General features: G+C 33.5%; 18 protein-coding genes, 2 tRNA genes and 1 pseudogene. 8 read left to right on the top strand and 13 right to left on the bottom strand.

The annotated features are described in order from the left end of the window. Window positions 1–209, bottom strand: a pseudogene (locus G580_RS10435) (IS256 family transposase); the annotation flags it as partial. 267 nt (window positions 210–476) lie between these two features. Between G580_RS10435 and G580_RS0107345 the strand changes: the two are divergent. Both G580_RS0107345 and rnr read left to right on the top strand, forming a co-directional pair. Beyond that, a complete protein-coding gene (locus G580_RS0107345; RefSeq protein ID WP_028841633.1) occupies window positions 477–758 on the top strand; it encodes a hypothetical protein in 282 nt (93 codons plus the stop codon). Between the two features lie 5 nt (window positions 759–763). After that, window positions 764–2,911: a ribonuclease R gene (gene rnr / locus G580_RS0107350; RefSeq protein WP_028841634.1), complete on the top strand. Its 2,148-nt coding sequence runs from the start codon at window positions 764–766 to the stop codon at window positions 2,909–2,911. A 39-nt stretch (window positions 2,912–2,950) separates the two neighbouring features. Here the strand turns inward: rnr and G580_RS0107355 are convergent, their stop codons facing one another. After that, window positions 2,951–4,567 (bottom strand): acyl--CoA ligase, encoded by a 1,617-nt coding sequence (locus G580_RS0107355; protein ID WP_028841635.1) that lies wholly within the window; start codon window positions 4,565–4,567, stop codon window positions 2,951–2,953. 108 nt (window positions 4,568–4,675) lie between these two features. Then, a complete protein-coding gene (nikR, locus tag G580_RS0107360) occupies window positions 4,676–5,098 on the bottom strand; it encodes a nickel-responsive transcriptional regulator NikR (protein ID WP_028841636.1) in 423 nt (140 codons plus the stop codon). A 252-nt stretch (window positions 5,099–5,350) separates the two neighbouring features. On the opposite strand from nikR, the gene G580_RS11695 reads away from it, so the two are divergent. The 5 genes from G580_RS11695 to G580_RS0107385 all read left to right on the top strand — a co-directional run bounded on the left by G580_RS11695 (window position 5,351) and on the right by G580_RS0107385 (window position 9,669). Next, window positions 5,351–5,497, top strand: coding sequence for a hypothetical protein (locus G580_RS11695; RefSeq protein ID WP_156874805.1), 147 nt, complete (start codon window positions 5,351–5,353; stop codon window positions 5,495–5,497). A gap of 220 nt (window positions 5,498–5,717) precedes the next feature. Continuing rightward, complete coding sequence (locus tag G580_RS0107370) at window positions 5,718–6,320, top strand: DUF6657 family protein (protein WP_028841637.1); 603 nt, start codon at window positions 5,718–5,720, stop codon at window positions 6,318–6,320. A gap of 11 nt (window positions 6,321–6,331) precedes the next feature. Beyond that, entirely contained in the window at window positions 6,332–7,162 is an 831-nt protein-coding gene (locus G580_RS0107375) for a hypothetical protein (RefSeq protein WP_028841638.1), read from the top strand. Beyond that, entirely contained in the window at window positions 7,163–8,428 is a 1,266-nt protein-coding gene (locus tag G580_RS0107380) for a hemolysin family protein (RefSeq protein ID WP_028841639.1), read from the top strand. It abuts the gene before it with no gap. Continuing rightward, window positions 8,428–9,669, top strand: a complete 1,242-nt coding sequence (locus tag G580_RS0107385) for a hemolysin family protein (RefSeq protein ID WP_028841640.1) — start codon at window positions 8,428–8,430, stop codon at window positions 9,667–9,669. The genes G580_RS0107380 and G580_RS0107385 overlap by 1 nt, the downstream gene beginning before the upstream one ends. Here G580_RS0107385 and G580_RS0107390 read toward each other — a convergent pair. From G580_RS0107390 to G580_RS0107435, 10 genes are all read right to left on the bottom strand, one after another. Next, window positions 9,655–10,257 (bottom strand): hypothetical protein, encoded by a 603-nt coding sequence (locus G580_RS0107390; protein ID WP_028841641.1) that lies wholly within the window; start codon window positions 10,255–10,257, stop codon window positions 9,655–9,657. The two genes, G580_RS0107385 and G580_RS0107390, sit on opposite strands and share 15 nt — an antisense overlap. Continuing rightward, window positions 10,250–11,836: a tetratricopeptide repeat protein gene (locus G580_RS0107395; RefSeq protein WP_028841642.1), complete on the bottom strand. Its 1,587-nt coding sequence runs from the start codon at window positions 11,834–11,836 to the stop codon at window positions 10,250–10,252. Before G580_RS0107395 ends, G580_RS0107390 begins: the two co-directional genes overlap by 8 nt. Further along, a complete protein-coding gene (locus G580_RS10440) occupies window positions 11,796–12,749 on the bottom strand; it encodes a sigma-70 family RNA polymerase sigma factor (RefSeq protein WP_038041857.1) in 954 nt (317 codons plus the stop codon). The genes G580_RS0107395 and G580_RS10440 overlap by 41 nt, the downstream gene beginning before the upstream one ends. A 52-nt stretch (window positions 12,750–12,801) precedes the next feature. Continuing rightward, complete coding sequence (locus G580_RS0107405) at window positions 12,802–13,470, bottom strand: 7-carboxy-7-deazaguanine synthase QueE (protein WP_245542859.1); 669 nt, start codon at window positions 13,468–13,470, stop codon at window positions 12,802–12,804. Continuing rightward, window positions 13,430–13,804 carry a 6-carboxytetrahydropterin synthase QueD gene (queD, locus tag G580_RS0107410; RefSeq protein ID WP_028841644.1) on the bottom strand — a complete coding sequence of 125 codons (375 nt, stop codon included), beginning with the start codon at window positions 13,802–13,804 and terminating at the stop codon, window positions 13,430–13,432. Before queD ends, G580_RS0107405 begins: the two co-directional genes overlap by 41 nt. A gap of 25 nt (window positions 13,805–13,829) precedes the next feature. Continuing rightward, window positions 13,830–13,901, bottom strand: a tRNA-Cys gene (locus G580_RS0107415). 9 nt (window positions 13,902–13,910) lie between these two features. Continuing rightward, window positions 13,911–14,117 (bottom strand): amphi-Trp domain-containing protein, encoded by a 207-nt coding sequence (locus G580_RS10445; protein ID WP_038041861.1) that lies wholly within the window; start codon window positions 14,115–14,117, stop codon window positions 13,911–13,913. Between the two features lie 27 nt (window positions 14,118–14,144). Further along, window positions 14,145–14,218: transfer RNA gene (locus G580_RS0107425), tRNA-Met, on the bottom strand. A gap of 68 nt (window positions 14,219–14,286) precedes the next feature. Then, a complete protein-coding gene (gene yedF / locus G580_RS10450) occupies window positions 14,287–14,904 on the bottom strand; it encodes a sulfurtransferase-like selenium metabolism protein YedF (protein ID WP_051173238.1) in 618 nt (205 codons plus the stop codon). Window positions 14,905–15,002: 98 nt separating this feature from the next. After that, window positions 15,003–15,797 carry a glycosyltransferase family 9 protein gene (locus tag G580_RS0107435; protein WP_028841645.1) on the bottom strand — a complete coding sequence of 265 codons (795 nt, stop codon included), beginning with the start codon at window positions 15,795–15,797 and terminating at the stop codon, window positions 15,003–15,005. Window positions 15,798–15,896: 99 nt separating this feature from the next. Here G580_RS0107435 and G580_RS0107440 point away from each other — a divergent pair, with 99 nt between their 5' ends. Beyond that, the gene (locus tag G580_RS0107440) at window positions 15,897–17,027 is read left to right on the top strand and encodes a DegT/DnrJ/EryC1/StrS family aminotransferase (protein WP_028841646.1); all 1,131 of its coding nucleotides are present in this window, start codon (window positions 15,897–15,899) and stop codon (window positions 17,025–17,027) included.

Here is a 17,027-nt window from a genome sequence, read left to right on the forward strand (position 1 = left end):
GAGATACCAAGGTTACCTAAGAAACAGGCAAGTTGTCTTTCATAGTAACCATTAGCTTTATTATCAATACTATCTCTAAGGAATATTTCTCTTTCTTTTTTCATGAGAGCGTTTAAGAGGAGTGCAGCAGCCATTTTGATACCCTCTTTTGATTCAATTTTTGAGATTTCACTTAAAACTTTTTCTAAATCTAAGTCTAAGTTTTCCATTTTACAGACCTCCTGGTTAGTTTAGTCTTTTAGGTTTTATGTTATCATTAATTTAAAAAATATTAAAAATTTTTATTATGCCTCTAAAATATTTTATTAAAAGACACAATTTATATTCTACTCCCGCTTCTTATCCCAAATTGGCAGACACAATTAAATAAACACTATGCCTTCTCTGTAGGAGAGAGTTGACAAAAATTTTTATATGTTATAGTATAAACACTAAAAGAAATTGTAGATGTGTAGATAAATTTTTGAGGAGAGGTTATGAAAGTTAGATTTTATGATATTAGCATTTTACCTGCTATCCTTTTAGGTAGTTTTTTACTTGCTTATTCTTATCATAAATTAGAGGTTGCCGCTGAAGATTTTAAATGTTTAAAATGTCATAAAGGAAGTAGGAGTCTACCTAACATAGTAAAGGAGAAAAATATCAAAACAGCAGAAGAATTAAGGTTTTATATAAGAAAAGGCCCAAAGTCAGGTCTTCATGTAACCGTACCTGAAGAAGACTTAGAAAAAGCTATTCAGTATTTAAACCTTAAGTAATCTAAATGTCTTCTAAAAAGAAAAAAAAAGGTTTAACTAAAAAAAAGGGAAATAAAAGTCATCGTTTTAAAGATAAACTTCAAGAGGACCTCCTTAACCTGTTAAAATCAGTAAAAAAGCCTTTGTTACTAAGAGATATTTACCATCTCTTGAAACTTCCGAAAGAAAAAAGACCAGAAGTTAGAGAGGCCTTGAGACTTTTAGAGGCCCAAAACAAAGTTATCAACTTAAAGAAGAGAAAGTATGCACTTCCAGAGCAAGTGACCTTTTTAAAAGGAAGGTTGAGGGTTCATCCTGATGGTTATGGTTTTGTAGAGACAGAAAAAGAGCGTGTTTTTATCCCTCCTCGGTTTATAGGTAAGGCCTTAGACGGAGACATAGTGTTAGTTAGGATAGACAGGGTAAGTTTAAAAGGTCCTGAAGGTAGGATTATCGAAGTTGTTGAAAGAAAAAGAAAAAATTTAGTGGGATACTTAGTAAAGAGAAAAAAAGCCTATTTTGTAGAGCCAGAAGATCCGAAGATACCTTTTGAGATTTATATCCCCAAAAAAAGGCTTAACAAAGCTCAAGAAAATCATTTAGTGGTTTCAAAGATTATTCAACCTACCTCAGAGTATGGATTTCCGGTAGGAGAGATAATTAAAGATTTGGGGGACCCTCTTAATCTCGACTCTCATACCTGGGCAGTGGTTTATACTTATGACCTTCCTCATCTGTGGATTGAAGAATTGATCGCTGACCTACAAAAATTACCTGATGAAGTCACATTAGAAGATAAAAAGGGTAGAAAAGATTTGACCAAGATTCCTTTGGTAACCATAGATGGTGAAAATGCAAGGGATTTTGACGATGCGGTTTGTGTTCAAAAAACTAAAAAAGGCTATAAACTTTGGGTCGCTATTGCTGATGTAGGACACTATGTCAAAAAAGGTTCTTTCTTAGATCAAGAAGCCTATCTTAGGGGAACCAGCGTTTATTTCCCTACTATGGTTATTCCGATGTTTCATGAAAAACTTTCTAACCATCTATGCAGTTTAAAGCCTAAGGTAGATAGATTAGCTATGATAGTAGAAATAGATTTTAGTCATGATGGAGAGGTGATTAACCAGAAATTTTATGAAGGGGTGATCTATTCTTATGCCCGTTTGACCTATACAGAGGTAAAACAGATGGTCGTTGATCACGACCAGGAGACTATTCAAAAATATCGAGACCTTTATCCTATGCTTGATACTGCAGCCGAGCTTGCCTTTATTTTGAGAGAAAAAAGACTAAAAAGAGGTAGTTTAGATTTTGATTTGCCTGAGCCAGAAATAATAATTAACATCAAAGGAGAGGTGGAAAACATAGTAAAAAGAGAGCGGAATTTAGCTCATATGTTGATAGAAGATTTTATGATTGCAGCTAACGAAGCAGTAGCAAGTTTTTTAACTCAAAAGGGTTATCCATTTTTATATAGAGTTCATGAAACGCCGGACATAAATAAATTAAAACAATTGTCAGAAATTTTCCTCTCTTATGGGATAGAAGTAACTTTTCCAGAGGAAGTAACCCCTCAGTTTTTTCAACGATTGATCTCTCAGTTTAGCGGGAAACCTTATGCTTATCTTTTCAATCATCTATTATTAAGGTCCTTAAAACAGGCTAAGTATACACCTGAAAACATAGGCCACTTTGGTTTAGCCTCTACCTGTTATTGTCATTTTACCTCTCCTATAAGGAGATACCCAGACTTAGTAGTACATAGAACTTTAAAAGCTGCTTTAAGAAGAAAAAAGCCTGTTTACAAAGAAGAAGAATTAGAAAAAATGGGTAAACATCTTTCTGAAAGAGAAAGAACTGCCGAAGAAGCAGAAAGAGAGGTTTTAAAGAGATTTCAAAGCTTCTTTATGAAAGATAAAATAGGGATGACTTTTAACGGAATTATTACCGGAGTTACTGCTTTTGGTTTTTTTGTAGACCTGTTAGAGTATATGGTAAGTGGAGTGGTAAGGGTGGTTGATCTTGAAGATGATTTTTATGTGTTAGATGAAAAAGGAATGGCGTTGATAGGACAAAAGACAGGTAAGGTTTTTCAAATAGGACAATCTGTAACGGTAAGAGTCAAAGAGGTAGATTTAAAGAGATTTTATATCAATTTTGTGCTTGCTTAGAGGAGCTAAGTCCCCTAAGCAAGCCTTTTAAAGTAACTTTTATTTAGGCCAAAGTCCAAATTCTTTCAATCTTAGTTCTTTTCTTTTGATCTTTCCGCTAACAGTTTTAGGAAGCGCCTCTACAAACTCTATCTTACGTGGATATTTATAAGGGGCTGTTTCTGTTTTGACAAAATTTTGCAAATCTTTTATTAATTCAAGAGAAGGTTTAAACCCCTCTTTTAAAACGATAAAGGCCTTGACCACCTCTCCTCTTATTTCATCAGGGCTTGCTACTACAGCAGATTCTTTTACTGCGGGGTGTTTAATAAGAACGCTTTCTACTTCAAAAGGAGAAATCCTGTATCCTGAACTTATGATTATATCATCTTCTCTTCCTAAAAACCAAAAGTAGCCGTCCTCATCTTTATATCCTCTGTCTCTGGTAAAATACCACTCACCTTTGAAGGCAGCTGCCATTTCTTTTTCATCACCTATGTACTCTTTAAAAAGCCCTACAGGTCTCTCAGGACTAATTTTGATAGCTATATTCCCTTCTTCATAGGGTTTTAAGAGTTTCCCGTTATCATCTACTATTTCTACCTCAAAACCCGGAGCAGGAAGCCCCATAGCACCTTTCCGCATAGGGATAAAAGGAAACATGGCTAAGGTGTTAACTGTTTCTGTTTGACCATAACCGTTATAAATATATTTCCCTGTAGCCTCTTTCCATATGTCGATTACCTCAGGGTTAAGCGGTTCTCCTGCTGACACAAAATGATTAACCGTGGGGAAAGAAAGGTCTTTTAAGGGAACCTCTTTGATTAACATTCTGTAAACGGTAGGTGGAGCGCATAAAGAGGTTACTTCAAAATTTTTTAACGTTTCTATCATAATATCAGGAGTAAACTTTTTCCCTCTTCGCCTTACAAAGATGGTTGCTCCTGTATTCCAAGGGCCAAAAAAACTTGACCAGGCAGCCTTAGCCCAACCTGTATCAGATAGATTCCAGTGTATTATCCCAGGCTTTAGGTTTAACCAAAACTTTCCGGTAATAACATGGGCTAAAGGATAGGACACCTGAGTGTGTCTTACCATCTTAGGAGGTCCTGTAGTACCTGAAGTGAAAAAGATGATAGAGGTATCTTCTGAAAAAGTCCTTTCTCCTACAAAAGGGTTAAACTTGAAAAGCTCACTATACTTTTCCCAGCCGGGAATGTCATCGATGTTAATAAGAATAGCTTTAGAATTGGTTAGGTTCACCGCCTCTTCTACTTTTTTAGCATTTTCTTCATCTGAAATGATAGCCTTAATTTCTAAAGATTTAAGTCTATATTCTAAGTCTTTTACCGTTAACATCACAGTAGAAGGAACGATAACAGCGTTTAGTCTCATTAGAGCTAATACTGTAATCCACCATTCATACCTATTAGGTAAAAACATTAAAACATTGTCTCCCTTACCGATCCCTAAATTTTTTAAACCTCCTGCCAATTTACTTGAAAGAGCAGTAAGATCTTCAAAAGTAAATCTTTTCACTTCTTTACCATCTGTCCAAATTAACGCAGGAAGGCTACCCCATTTGTCAAACACGTCTAAAGGAAAAGAAAATTTTTCTGGAACTTGAAGCTTAAAATTTCTAACTAACTCGTAATAATACTGTAGTTCTTTTTGCATAAAAGACCTCCGGATAAATTCTCAAATACTTTGAAAAAGAGAGAATATAAAAAAAGCATTAAAAGGCAATAAATAAAACAAAAATTTCACAAAAACAAACCAAAGGAATTAAGATGGAATACTTTTTCCCAAAGTAGTTAAAGCTAAGTTAAGGTGGAGTACTCCTTTTTGAGCTTGGATTTTATCCGCTAAATCCTTGATCTCATTAGCTTTACCTCTAACCAAGATTATTTCTAAACATCTGTGGTGGTCTACATGAAGGTGTTGGGTAGTGATTATTTTTTCATAATAGTCATGTTGGATCTCTACTAATCTGTCTGTAAGTTCTCTTTTATGATGGTCATAAAGGTAGGTAATCACCCCTACTACTTCTTCTTTAGACTCTCTCCACTCTTCTTCTACTAATTTTTGACGAATAAGATCTCTTATAGCCTCAGAACGGTTGGCATAATGTTTACGTTCTATATAGTCATCGAAGGCTTTGAGTAACTCCTTAGGAATAGAAATCCCAAAACGTGCTAACTCTTCCATAATATTCCCCCTTTTTATTAAGATTTATGTAGCTTATTTATTCAAATTTATCGACAAATATAACAATTATTATACTAACAAAAACCTACAATTTGTAAAGATAGGTTAAAATTTTTCTTCAAAAAATAAAATTAAATCCCTAAAAAGATATTAAATAACGGTGAAAATTTTATTTTGTACTACAAAAGAAAAATCCGGAAAAGGCCTTCTGTGGGAATATTATGTTTAAAAAATTTTTTCAATTAAGAAAGTATGAAAATTTCTTTAAAAGAAAATATTGGGAAACAGGTATCTCATCTTGTAAAAACAAGAAAGACCCCTGAGGTTTTAGATCAACTTCTTATCTTCCACCTACCGTGTAAGATACATTTTATGCCTTGGAGATTTTTGAAGTTTTAGAGAGGTTTTTTTGAATCTACCTATTATGCGGTACAAAGCTTTGAAATTATTGCACAAATTTAAGCTAACTTATGCTTTTGTGTGTCCCAGGTAAGATCCTGTTAGAGTTTTTTCTCAACAAAAATAACTTTTAAGCCTCCTAAGTTTTCTCTTGCCGAAAAGGGTTTTAGATGTTAATTTTTAAATAACCAGTTTTATTTTATCCAGAGGGGGCAGTTTTATGCCTGATGAAATAAGGAGTAGTCTTGAGATCGCTTTAGAAAAGGCAGAAAAAATAGGGAAGGCTTCTAAGGAAGAACTGAAACTATTTGAACTACAGGAAGAAGCTCAAAGGCTTGCGGCTAAGTTTTTAAGAGAAGAAACATCTGATTTTCGTGAAAGATTAGAAACAATGCTTAAAGATAAAAAACCTCAAGAAAAAAAAGCCATCCTTAAGGGAGTGGTGCAAGTCTTTTTAAGAAATATAGTTTTACCCTTGAATGAGAATCAACTGGAAGATGCCAAAATTGCTCTGAAAGGTTTAAAGCTGGTTTTTGAAAAGATGTCTGAGATGGATCGTCTTTTAAAGGAAATTGAAAAGCTTTTGATACAATATAATACTCACAAAGAAGCTATTTACCAAGAAATGGTTAAACGTTTTTCTGCAGAAATAGAGATGCTCGAACAGGCTTTATCAAATCAGTTAGGAGCAGAGGTACATGTAGAACCAGAAAATCATCCTAAGTTTAAAGAAGAGTGGGGAAGAATCAAAGAAAGACTTGATGAAGAATATAACAGGCAATTAGAGTATCTAAAAGGTATTTTTAATAAAATCGTCAGTTAAAAGGAATGAATATGGGTTATCAGGTATTATTATATCCTCAAACTTTTTTAGGCATAGAACAGGTTGAAAAAGTTATAGCATTAACAGAAAGGTTGCTAGTGTTAGACCTTGGTACAACTAAGGAAAATTGGCTTAAATTTCATCAGGAAAAAACTGATTTAAAAGAGAAAGTTGTTTTTTTAGGTTTTAATCCAGACATAGGGATTGACCTTGAAGAAGTCAAAAAAGAGGTAGCAAGTTTAGAAGAATGGGGGGCTAACTTTAGAACTCCAGAAAATTTGAGATATTTTAGCCAGTTTAGAGATGTGTTTGAAAATTCTTTGGAAGATCTTTTATCCGCTATAAAGGGTGTAAAAACATTAAAAGAAGATAATGTTATGATAAAGTCGCAGATTATAAGTCTTATTTTAGCTGAAAAACTGGATGTTTTTACCTATGAAATAAAAAAAGATTTAGAAAGTTTAGAATTAAAATATCAAGAAGTGTTTAAAGAAAAAATAGTAGGAGAGGACTTTTCTTTTAGACCTTTAGAAGAGTTAAATCGGTTAGTCTCATCCTCTATAGAAGCTCAAGAAAGTTTACCTAATCTTGAACGAAGAATTAAAGCTTGGCAGACTTTAGGTTCTTATATAGATTTTAGTCATGCTTCAGGGTTAGACGGATTGATAATTACCTCTTCAGATCTATTAGAATCATGGCAAGAAAAATATACCTATTCTGTAAAGGATGAAGGGGAGTTGAAAGTTTACGAATTTAAAATAACGATAGCCGACCTTTTAGGTTTTCCAACTTCTTTAACCACTAATCAAAAAAGCTCTTTTGTAGTATATCTAAAATTATAGATGATAGAGCTTTATTTATTTTTTATTGTATTTTTTTTGTTAACCTCGATGGTTTTAACTTATTCAGAAGCAGCTATTTTCTCTATCTCCAGGATAGAGCTTGCAAATTTACGGGTTTCAGGGGTTTCTCAAAAGCTTTTGGATCTGCTAAAAAGACCAGAGGATTTATTGGTAGTTCTTATTGCTGGAAATGAAATAGTTGATTTTTTTGCCAGTTTCCTTGGGTCTAAGTTGTTTTCTTCTCTTTTTCCTGATAAAGGAAAGACCATAGCTTTTTTTGCTTTAAGCTTTTTGATGTTTTGGCTGGGAGATTTTTTTCCTAAGGTAGTAGGTTTTAAGGCTAAAGATTGGCTTATAACTAGATTGATCTACATAGTTTATATTTTATATTGTATTTTTTGGCCGGTTAGGAAACTTTATAGATTTATTTATCAAAGTTTAGAAAGATTGTTCCCGGTAGAAAAAACTCTTTCCTCAACATTTTCTCAAGTAGAGCAAATTATAGTCTATATTATCGAAAAAGCTTATTTACAAGGAAAAATTACTGAGAAGGAAAAAATTTTCATCGAAGGACTATTTCTTTCTGAGAAAATATCTGTTTCAGCTATCTTAACTCCCCGTTCTGAAATAGTAGCCTTTGAGGATAGATATTTTACCTTGGAGTTTTTAGAAAAGATTAAGTATATGCCCTATAATAAATTTCCTGTTTATGAAGATTCTTTAGATAATATGATAGGAATACTTTATGTAAAAGATATAATTCAAAATTTTTCTCCTGAGCTTTTAGGAAAAACTAAGCTTTCTGATTTAGTAAGACCGGTATTTTATGTGCCAGAAAATTTTAAGGTAAGAGATTTAATTTTTGAATTTCAAAAAAAACATCTTAAAATCGCCATCGTGGTAGACGAATATGGTATGGTTAAAGGATTGGTTACCCTTGAGGATGTGTTAGAGGTCCTTTTTGGAGAAATATACGAACAAAAAGAAGCTAAAGTAGATTTTATTCAAAAAATAGGAGAACAAAAATGGTTGATTCATGGAAAAGTACTTATGGAAAATTTAAAGTCTATGTTAGATTTAGAATTAGACGAAGAAACCTTAAGAGACATCAAGATCTTAAACGGATTTTTATTATCCCTTTTTAAAGAGATTCCTAAAGAAGGTCAAACCATAGTTTATGGTGGATACAGGTTTACGATAAAAAAGGTTAAAGGAAGAAAAATTCTTTGGGTTGAGATAGAAAAAATTCTCCAGGGAGAGGTTTGATGCTGGGTGTTTTTTCTTTTCTTTTTTTTCTTTTAGGGGAGGCTTTTTTTGCCTGTAGCGAGATTTCTTTTATTTCTGTAGAAAGATATTTCATGGAAAAGTTGGCTACAAAAGAAAGGGCAGCCAAGATTTATCTTAAGTTCTGGGAAAATCCTGAAAGGCTTTTTACCACAACCCTTATGGGAATTACCTTTTGTATCGTAGGCAACGGTGTTTTTACTTCTTATTTTCTAATCAAAGAGTTTGGAAACATAGGAATAGTAGTATCTTCAACTATACTTCCTTTTTCCATGGTGGTTTTTGGACAGATTATACCAAAGACCATCGGTAAAAAGTTTGCTTATCCTCTGATTCTTTATTTACTCCCTTTGGTTTATGTCATTTCTTTTATTTTTTGGCCTTTAGTATATATCAATACTTTTTTAGCCCAGAAATTGCTTAAACCTCAAGAAAAAAATCCCATTTTTTTAACTAGGTTTAGGGAAGTTTTCCTTAATTTTATAAGATATGAAGAAGAAATAGACCTTACAGAAAAAGATTTAATGCATAAAATCATAGATTTTGCAAAAAAAAAGGTTTCTCAGGTTATGATTCCGATAAGTCAAGTAAAGGCTTTACCTTTAGAAGCAACGGTAAAAGATGCTATAGAATTCAGTAAAAAATATAATTTTTCCTACATACCACTTTATGAGGGAGATATTCATCACATAAAATATATCGTAAAGGTGCAACGGTTATTAGGTAAAACTTTGTTAGAAGAGGAAAAATCCTTAAAAAATATTGCTTATTCCCCTCTTTTTTTCCCTGAAGTTGCTCGGGCTCATGAGGTTCTTTCAACCCTTCAAAGGTCTGGTATGGAAATAGCGGTTATTGTTGATGAATATGGGCTCACCACAGGAATAGTAACCATAGAAGACTTAGTGGAAGAGGTCTTAGGAGAGTTTAGAGATGCACTGGATTATTATGTACCCGAATATCAAAAGATTAATGAAAACACTTATAAATTTAAGGGTTTTATAGAAATAGAGAAATTACAACAAATGGGTATCCCTGTACCTTCTGGAGATTATGAAACATTAAACGGTTTTATCTACTATATTACAGGAAAAATTCCAGGAGAAGGAGAGGTGATTTACTATCATAACTTAGAAATTAAAATTTTAAAGGCTAGTCCACAAACAGTTGATGAGGTTTTGATAAAAATTAGACCTATCAAAAAGGAAAAATCAAAACTGAAGTAATTCTTTCTGTCCCTCTTTTTCTAAATGTTTTTGATAAAATGCAGGGTCCCAAAGGAGTTCGTTTACAGAGTTTAAACTTTTAAACTTCCAAGATACTTCAAGACCTTTCACTTCAAACTTAACTTTTCCTTGTCCAGAATTTTTGTTAAAACCATATTTTATAATACCATGATTAGGAACTTCCCACGTTTTTTCCTTTTCTTTTATTCCCAAAAAATATTGAGGAAGGTCTTTAGGATTAAAACCTTTAGAAAAAGAAATAACCAGTATTTTATGATGGTATAAGTCGTATATTTTTATCTGTTCTTTTTCCTCTGTATTCCAAACCAAAACCCCTAAAGTTGTCCCAAAGGGGTCTTTTAGCCTTAGATAAAAAAACTTAGTACTTAACTGAAAATCTCCGTAAACTGTATTGAATTCTTGTTTTTTTCTTTTATTAACCTCAATCGTAATCCATACACTCCCGGTATAGATGCTATCAGATAGGATTTCAGGAAAAAAATAGACAGGTGTTTTACTACAAGCAACCAAGAAAAAGGGTAAGTATAACCAAAAGAGAATTTTAGTTAGAGCGGAGGCTTTATTCACAACCTAAGGTTTTTATTTTATTTTTTATCCTTTCAGTATCCCTGATATAAAAAGAGGCATTGAGGGCTCTTTTATAAAGATCGCATGCCCTTGGTGCTTCCTCTTTAACCACCAGCAGGTCAGCGAAATGCTCCAGGATAACAGCTTCTTCTTCAGACAAGTTGTTTACTGCTTTTTCTAAATACTGGTAAGCAAGGTCAATTTTTCCCATCTTATAATAACACCAGCCCAAACTATCAAGGATGTAAGGGTCATTAGGCTTAAATTGTAAGGCTTTTAAAAGTAGTTTTTCTGCTTCTTCAAGATTTTTCCCTAATTCTACATAACTATATCCCACAAAATTTAAAACATGAGGATTTTCTGGCATTTTACTTAACCATGGAAGCGTAAGGTCTAAGACCTTTTGATAGTTTTCTAAACAGGCATAGTTAGAGGCTAAACTAAGGATTATCTCTAATTCATCTGGATATAATTTGAAGGCTTCTTCTCCGTATTGCACCCCCTTTTCACAAAGATCTAAGACCTCAGCTGAGCCTATCAACAGCGTATACCATGCCTTGTCTTTTTTGGCTCTTTCTTCTAAGGTTTTGAAATAATCTAAAGCTTCCTTTCTATCCTTTTTTCTCAAGATTAAAACTATTCTTTTAGAAGCCTCTAATCCCCATTCATTCTTAGGCAAAATTTTTTTATAAATTTCCAAAGCCTCGTCTATTTTCTTTTGATTCTCTAAACAAAATCCTAAGAAAAAAAGCATTTCAGGTTTATCTTTTAGACCTTCTGGAATGTCTTTGAGAAGTTTTTCAGATTTTTGCCAGTCTCCTTTTTCTACATAAAAACCTAACAAGAGCTTGATAAGGTTTTCATCTGTAGGATATTTTTGAATAAGCACCTTTAAAATCTCTTCTAACTGCTGGTCTTCTTTATTTTCTTCCAAAAATTTTAACACCTCCATCAAGATCATTTTGTTATCAGAAGAAGCTTTTAAAGCATTTAAATAAGCCTCTTTAGCTTCTTTTGTCCTCTTTAATTCTTTTAGGACTCTACCTTTAAACAACCAAGCGACGTAATTATTAGGGTCTATTTTTAGTAATTTTTCTAAGTGAGATAAGGCAGAATTCCAGTCTTTTTTTTCAAGATAAATGTTTATCAATAAACTTAAAATTTCTTCATTTTTAGGTTCTTTTTCCAGGAGGTTTTCAAGTAAATTAGCTGCCTTATAAGGTCTATCTTCAAAAAGATAAATTTTGGCTAAAATTAAGGTAAGTTCTTTTTCATCAGGATGCTCATAAAGAAGATTTTTAGCCAAGTTTTCTGCCTGTTTAAACTGTTTGTTTTGAAGATAATATAAAATTAACTGTTTTTGTAGATAAAGGCTTTTTTTGTCAAGTTTTATGGCTTTTTTTAGATATTGTTCTGTTTTTTCTGGGTTTTCCTGTGTTAAGGCTAATAGAAAATAATAATAAGATAAACCTTTATGGTTCGAAGCAAAGGAGCAGGCAGGAATAAAAAGACAGAAGAGAACAAATATCAGAGATAAACTAAAGATTTTCTGGAAGTGCCAGGGTATAGTATTGAACATCAGGAAGCCTCTCTTCAAGAAATTTTTTGAGATTCTTAATAATTTTTTCTTCTATTTGTCTAACCCTTTCCTTAGAAATCCCTAACTTTTGAGAAAGTTCATTTAAAGTTTTAGGATTTTCGGTAAATAGTCTTTCGTGAAAGATAACATAATCTTTGCCAGATAAAGTTTGCGCAAACTCTTTTAAAAGCTTTCTAAACTTTGAAAGCACCTCTTCTTTGGCATAGATTTCTTCCGGAGTGGGTCTATTATCTTTAAGAAAACTGGCTAAGGTATCTTCAGAGTCGTATCCTACCGGTGCTTCAAGACTTAGGTCTTGAGAAAACATCCTTTGTTCCATTTCTTCTACTTCTTTTTCTTTAACCCCTAAACGTTTGGCTATCTCTAAGGAAGTAGGTTCAAAACCCAACGCTGCAAGTCTTTCTTTTTCTTTACGAAGTTTGTAAAATAACTTTCTTTGGGCTTGGGTAGTTCCCATTTTAACGAGCTTCCAATTATCCATGATGTACTTAAGAATATAAGCTTTAATCCAAAAAGAGGCATAATAAGAAAATTTAACCCCTTTATAAGGGTCAAACTTTTTTATGGCTTGAAGTAACCCAAGATTACCCTCTTGGATAAGGTCTAAGAAGTTGTGAGCCCAAAATTTTTGAAATTCTAAGGCTATTTTTACCACTAATTTAAGATTTGAGACTACCAATTTATAAGCTAATCGAGGGTCCTTAGTTTCATAATAAGCTTTAGCTATCTGTTCTTCTTCCTCTCTGGTAAGCACCGGATATTTACTGATTTCTTTCAGATATTTTTGCAGAGGGTCAAATTTAGCAGGGAGACTTTCTTCAGCGATCACAGGCAGTTGAGATAAAACTTCGGTTGTTTCTTGTTCTAAAACATTTAAATCTTGTTCTTTCATAGTGATTATTTTAACACAAAAATATAAAATCTACAATTTAAATCGTATAGATTTATTTTAGGTTTAAAATTTTGTGCAGTTGAAGTTGTAATCTTATAGGTAGTTTGATTCCTAAAAGCCAGTTAGCCAGTTCTTTAGGAGAAAGCTTCCCAAATACCGGAGAAAAGTAAACCTGAGTTTTGGAGATAAGGTCAAATGCTTTAATTTTATCTAACGCAAACTCAAAATCCTTTCTGTCTTGTATTACAAACTTTATGACGTCCTTTGGGCTAAGAAAGTCGATGTTTTCATATAGATTGTGGTCTGCCATTCCAGAAGAGGGAGTTTTTAGGTCCATAACTTTAATCACTTGAGGAGGGAGGTGCTTAATAGAGAGGCTTCCGTTGGTTTCTATGCAAACTATACATTTTTTATTCAAAAACCTATCTATTAAAGGATAGACTTCTGGTTGAAGTAGGGGTTCACCACCTGTGATAGCGATGTAGGGGATTGAAGAATAGAGGTTTTCCCATAACTTAATTATCTCTTCTAAGGTTATGCTTTGGTATTTATTACTTTCTCTTGCATAAAGGGTATCACACCATGTACATTTTAGGTTACACCCATAAAGTCTTATAAAAAACGTAGGATAACCTGCAAAAGGACCTTCTCCTTGGATAGAGAAAAAGATCTCAGAGATGTTAAGGCTCAAAGTATGTGGCACAGGCCTTTTCTGTTTCAAAAACAGTGACTTCTTTAATCCTTAAGTTTGTATATAAAGAGAGTTTTTTCTTGAGGTCTTGAAAAATATATTGGGCAATCCTTTCAGATGAAGGATTAACCTCCAAAAAATAGGGGAGGTCGTTTAAAAGCCGATGGTCTAAGCTTTTCAAAGTTTCTTTTAGGGCTTTTTTAAGCTCTTTGAAATCGATGAGTATATCAAGCTCGTTTAAATGTTCTCCTTCTACTACCACCTCTACCTTCCAATTATGTCCATGAAGTTTTTCACATGGACCTTCGTAGTTTCTTAAGAAGTGAGCTGAAGAAAAAGAATCTTGTACTTTTAATCTGAACATAATTAAAAAGTGATATAAAAAGTAAAGGCGGCGCGGGGATTCGAACCCCGGATTCACGGCTTTGCAGGCCGTCGCCTTACCGCTTGGCTACGCCGCCAGCTAAAACTTAACTCCTCCAAGTAAACTCTATTTCAATTTCTTTTTTGTCTTCTTTAACCTTATACTTCAGTTCACATTCAAAATTGACAGGCAAATCTATTTCCACCTGTTCAATCTTTATCTTCCCTTTTTCTACCTCCTCGGCAATTTGCCGAAGAAGCTGGGCTGCTTCTTGAGGAGTGGTAATCTTTTTTACCTCAACCTTATCCTTCATAGCCTTTTCTCACAAGGTTTAATTTAATGGCGGCGGAGGGACTCGAACCCCCAACCCTGTGGATATGAGCCACATGCTCTAACCTGTTGAGCTACGCCGCCATTTTTAAAAATTTTTAATATTATTTAAACATCTTTATCAAGGTTGTCAAGGCCTTTTTGGAGGTATTTTAACCTACCCAAACGGTTTTCTTGAAAAAAAACACACCTTCTAAGTAGATGTCTGTGCCACCTCTTTTCCCGACTTTGAGTTGATCTTCTAAACCATAGTATTTTAAACAGGTACCACAGGAATAGATTTCAACCCCTTTTTTCTCAATTTGCCTCAATAAAGATATTATTTCTTCATCCTTTGTGGTTAAAAACACCCCTTTGTTCATAAAAAACATTCTGTCTGGTAAAAGGTTTTGTACAAGCATGGTCTCAAAAAAGCCTTTTATCAATATCTTCCCTAAAGCCTCATCTTTACCGATTACATCATTTGTTAGAATAACAAAAAGCTCTTTTTTTTCTAAATTTGTTTCGCATGAAAAATGAGCAAGCTCTTCATGTTTTACCTTTACTTCATAACCTTTTTTTTCTACCACCAGTAAAATTTCTTCCCCCTTTTCTACCTCAGAAATGATTTTGTGTCCCTGGGAATTTAAGAATTTTTTTACATTATTAGCTGACGTTTGACTGTCTAAAACTATCTGAAAAACCTCTCCCTCTTCTAAACTTTCCAAAAAATCTTTTGTTTGAATAACAGGTTGAGGACAAGGAAGTCCTTTTACGTCTAACTTTTTCATCATATGCCCCCTTCTGAAAATTTTTTCAAATTTCTAAGTTTAACATCTTAGCCTAAACCATCTAATAGAAAAAACAAATAAAATTATTTAAAAAATCTCTATAAATCTGCCTTTTCTAAAAATTTAAAGAAAAGCTCTTGAGGATTTAAGCAAGGTCTTTCAGAACAGATCTTAGGGAAACAGGGACTACAGGTTAAACCTAAGGTTATGATGGTATGGTTAGGGCCTATCGGACGCCACACAATATGGTCTGTGGGCCCAAAAAAGATAAAACTTTTTATCCCTAAATAACTTGCCAAGTGTGATATCCCACTATCAAGTCCTATAAATCCTCGAGCGGTTTTTAAAGCCTTAGCTAAAACCTCAATGTCCTTTACTTCCAAAAAATTTGAGGTAAAATCCTTTATCCATTTATCAGCTTCTCCTACTATGTAAACATAATCAATGTTTTTTTGTTTTAAAAATTTTTCTATCATCGAAAAAAGCGAAAAATCAGGGATTTTTTTAGAGGAACCACTTCCTGGATGAAGGACTACCTTGTTTTTTAGGATGCTTTCAGTTGATCCTTCGACAGGTAAAATTTGAGAAAACTTTTTAGGTATGGTTAAACAACCAAAGTAATAGTCTAACAGCCAGAGTCTTTCTGAAGGAAAAGGGTCGAACCCTTCTTTTTTAGAGAAGAAAATTTTTAAATCATAGGGTTGGTTTAACACTCTCGGATAAAGGTCTTCATAGATCTCGTCTACCCATCCAATTTTTTGAGCTAATTGATAATAGGCTTTAACCCCTATGACAGTTATTTTATAACCTTGACTTTTTAAAACCTCAAGAACCGGAAACGTAAGAAGGGTATCACCTAATCCTCCTCTCCGGTAAAAAAGTAGTCTTTTCATCAAGTAAGTTCAAGGTTTTTGTGATTGTTTAGTAAAGGGTTGTTTTATCTAATCAAATAAAGTATAATAACTAAGATTTTTAAGTAAAGGGGAGAAAACATGGAGATTCCTTTTTTAGACTTGAAAAGAGGATATCAAAAATATGGAGAAGAGATAGAGAAAGAAGTTATTAACGTTTTAAGAAGTGGAATTTATTTGAATGGACCTTATACAAAAGAAATAGAAAGAACTTTGGCTTCTTTTTTAGACATTCCCTATGCTATAGGAGTTTCTTCAGGCACAGAAGGTTTATATTTAATACTTAAGGCCTTAGACCTACCTCAAGGAAGTTATGTGTTAGTACCCTCTTTTACTTTTATTGCTACTTCTGAGGTAGTAGTAAGGGCTGGACTTATTCCTTATTTTGTTGATATAGAAGAATCTAACTTTAATGTTTCCTTAGAAACGTTAAAAGAGGCTTATCTTTATCTTACGAAACGAGGTAAAAAGGTCTCTGGAGCTATAGTAGTAAGTTTATTTGGTATTCCTGCTGATTTAGAAAGGATTGAAGTGTTTTGCCAAGAAAAAGGGATTTTACTTATAGAAGACATTTGCCAGGCCTTTGGGGCTAAGATACTTGATAGATCTGTTGGAACCTTTGGGGTTGCTTCTGCCACTTCTTTTTATCCTACCAAACCTCTTTCCACCTTTGGAGATGGCGGGATGGTTTTTACTGCAGACGAAGGGATAGAAAAGAGGGTTAGAATTTTAAAAGAACATGGACAGACCAAACCTTATTTTTATGAATATCACGGTATAAACGGAAGGATGGATGAAATCCATTCTGCTATTTTGCTTGTAAAATTTAAATATTTTAAGGAAGAATTAGAACTCAGAAAAAAATATGCTTTAGCTTATATAAAAGGATTGCAAGATCTTGAGCCTGAGCTTTTTCTACCTAAAATTCCTAAAACCTATACCCCAAGCTGGTCTCTTTTTACTGTAAGGACTCCTTATAGAAAGGACCTACAGGAATTTCTTAAGGAAAAAGGGGTCGCAACCAGGATTTATTATGAACATCCTTTACATCTGCAACCAGTTTATCAAGATTTAGGTTTTAAAAAAGGTATGCTTCCTATAACCGAAAAAGTTGCCGAAGAAGTTTTAAGCCTTCCGTTTTTCCCATATCTAACCTCAGAAGAAATAGACCATGTAGTCTATTGGGTAAGAGAGTTTTTTAAAAGAGGATAA

Source organism: Thermodesulfobacterium hveragerdense DSM 12571 (assembly GCF_000423845.1).
Lineage (GTDB): Bacteria > Desulfobacterota > Thermodesulfobacteria > Thermodesulfobacteriales > Thermodesulfobacteriaceae > Thermodesulfobacterium > Thermodesulfobacterium hveragerdense.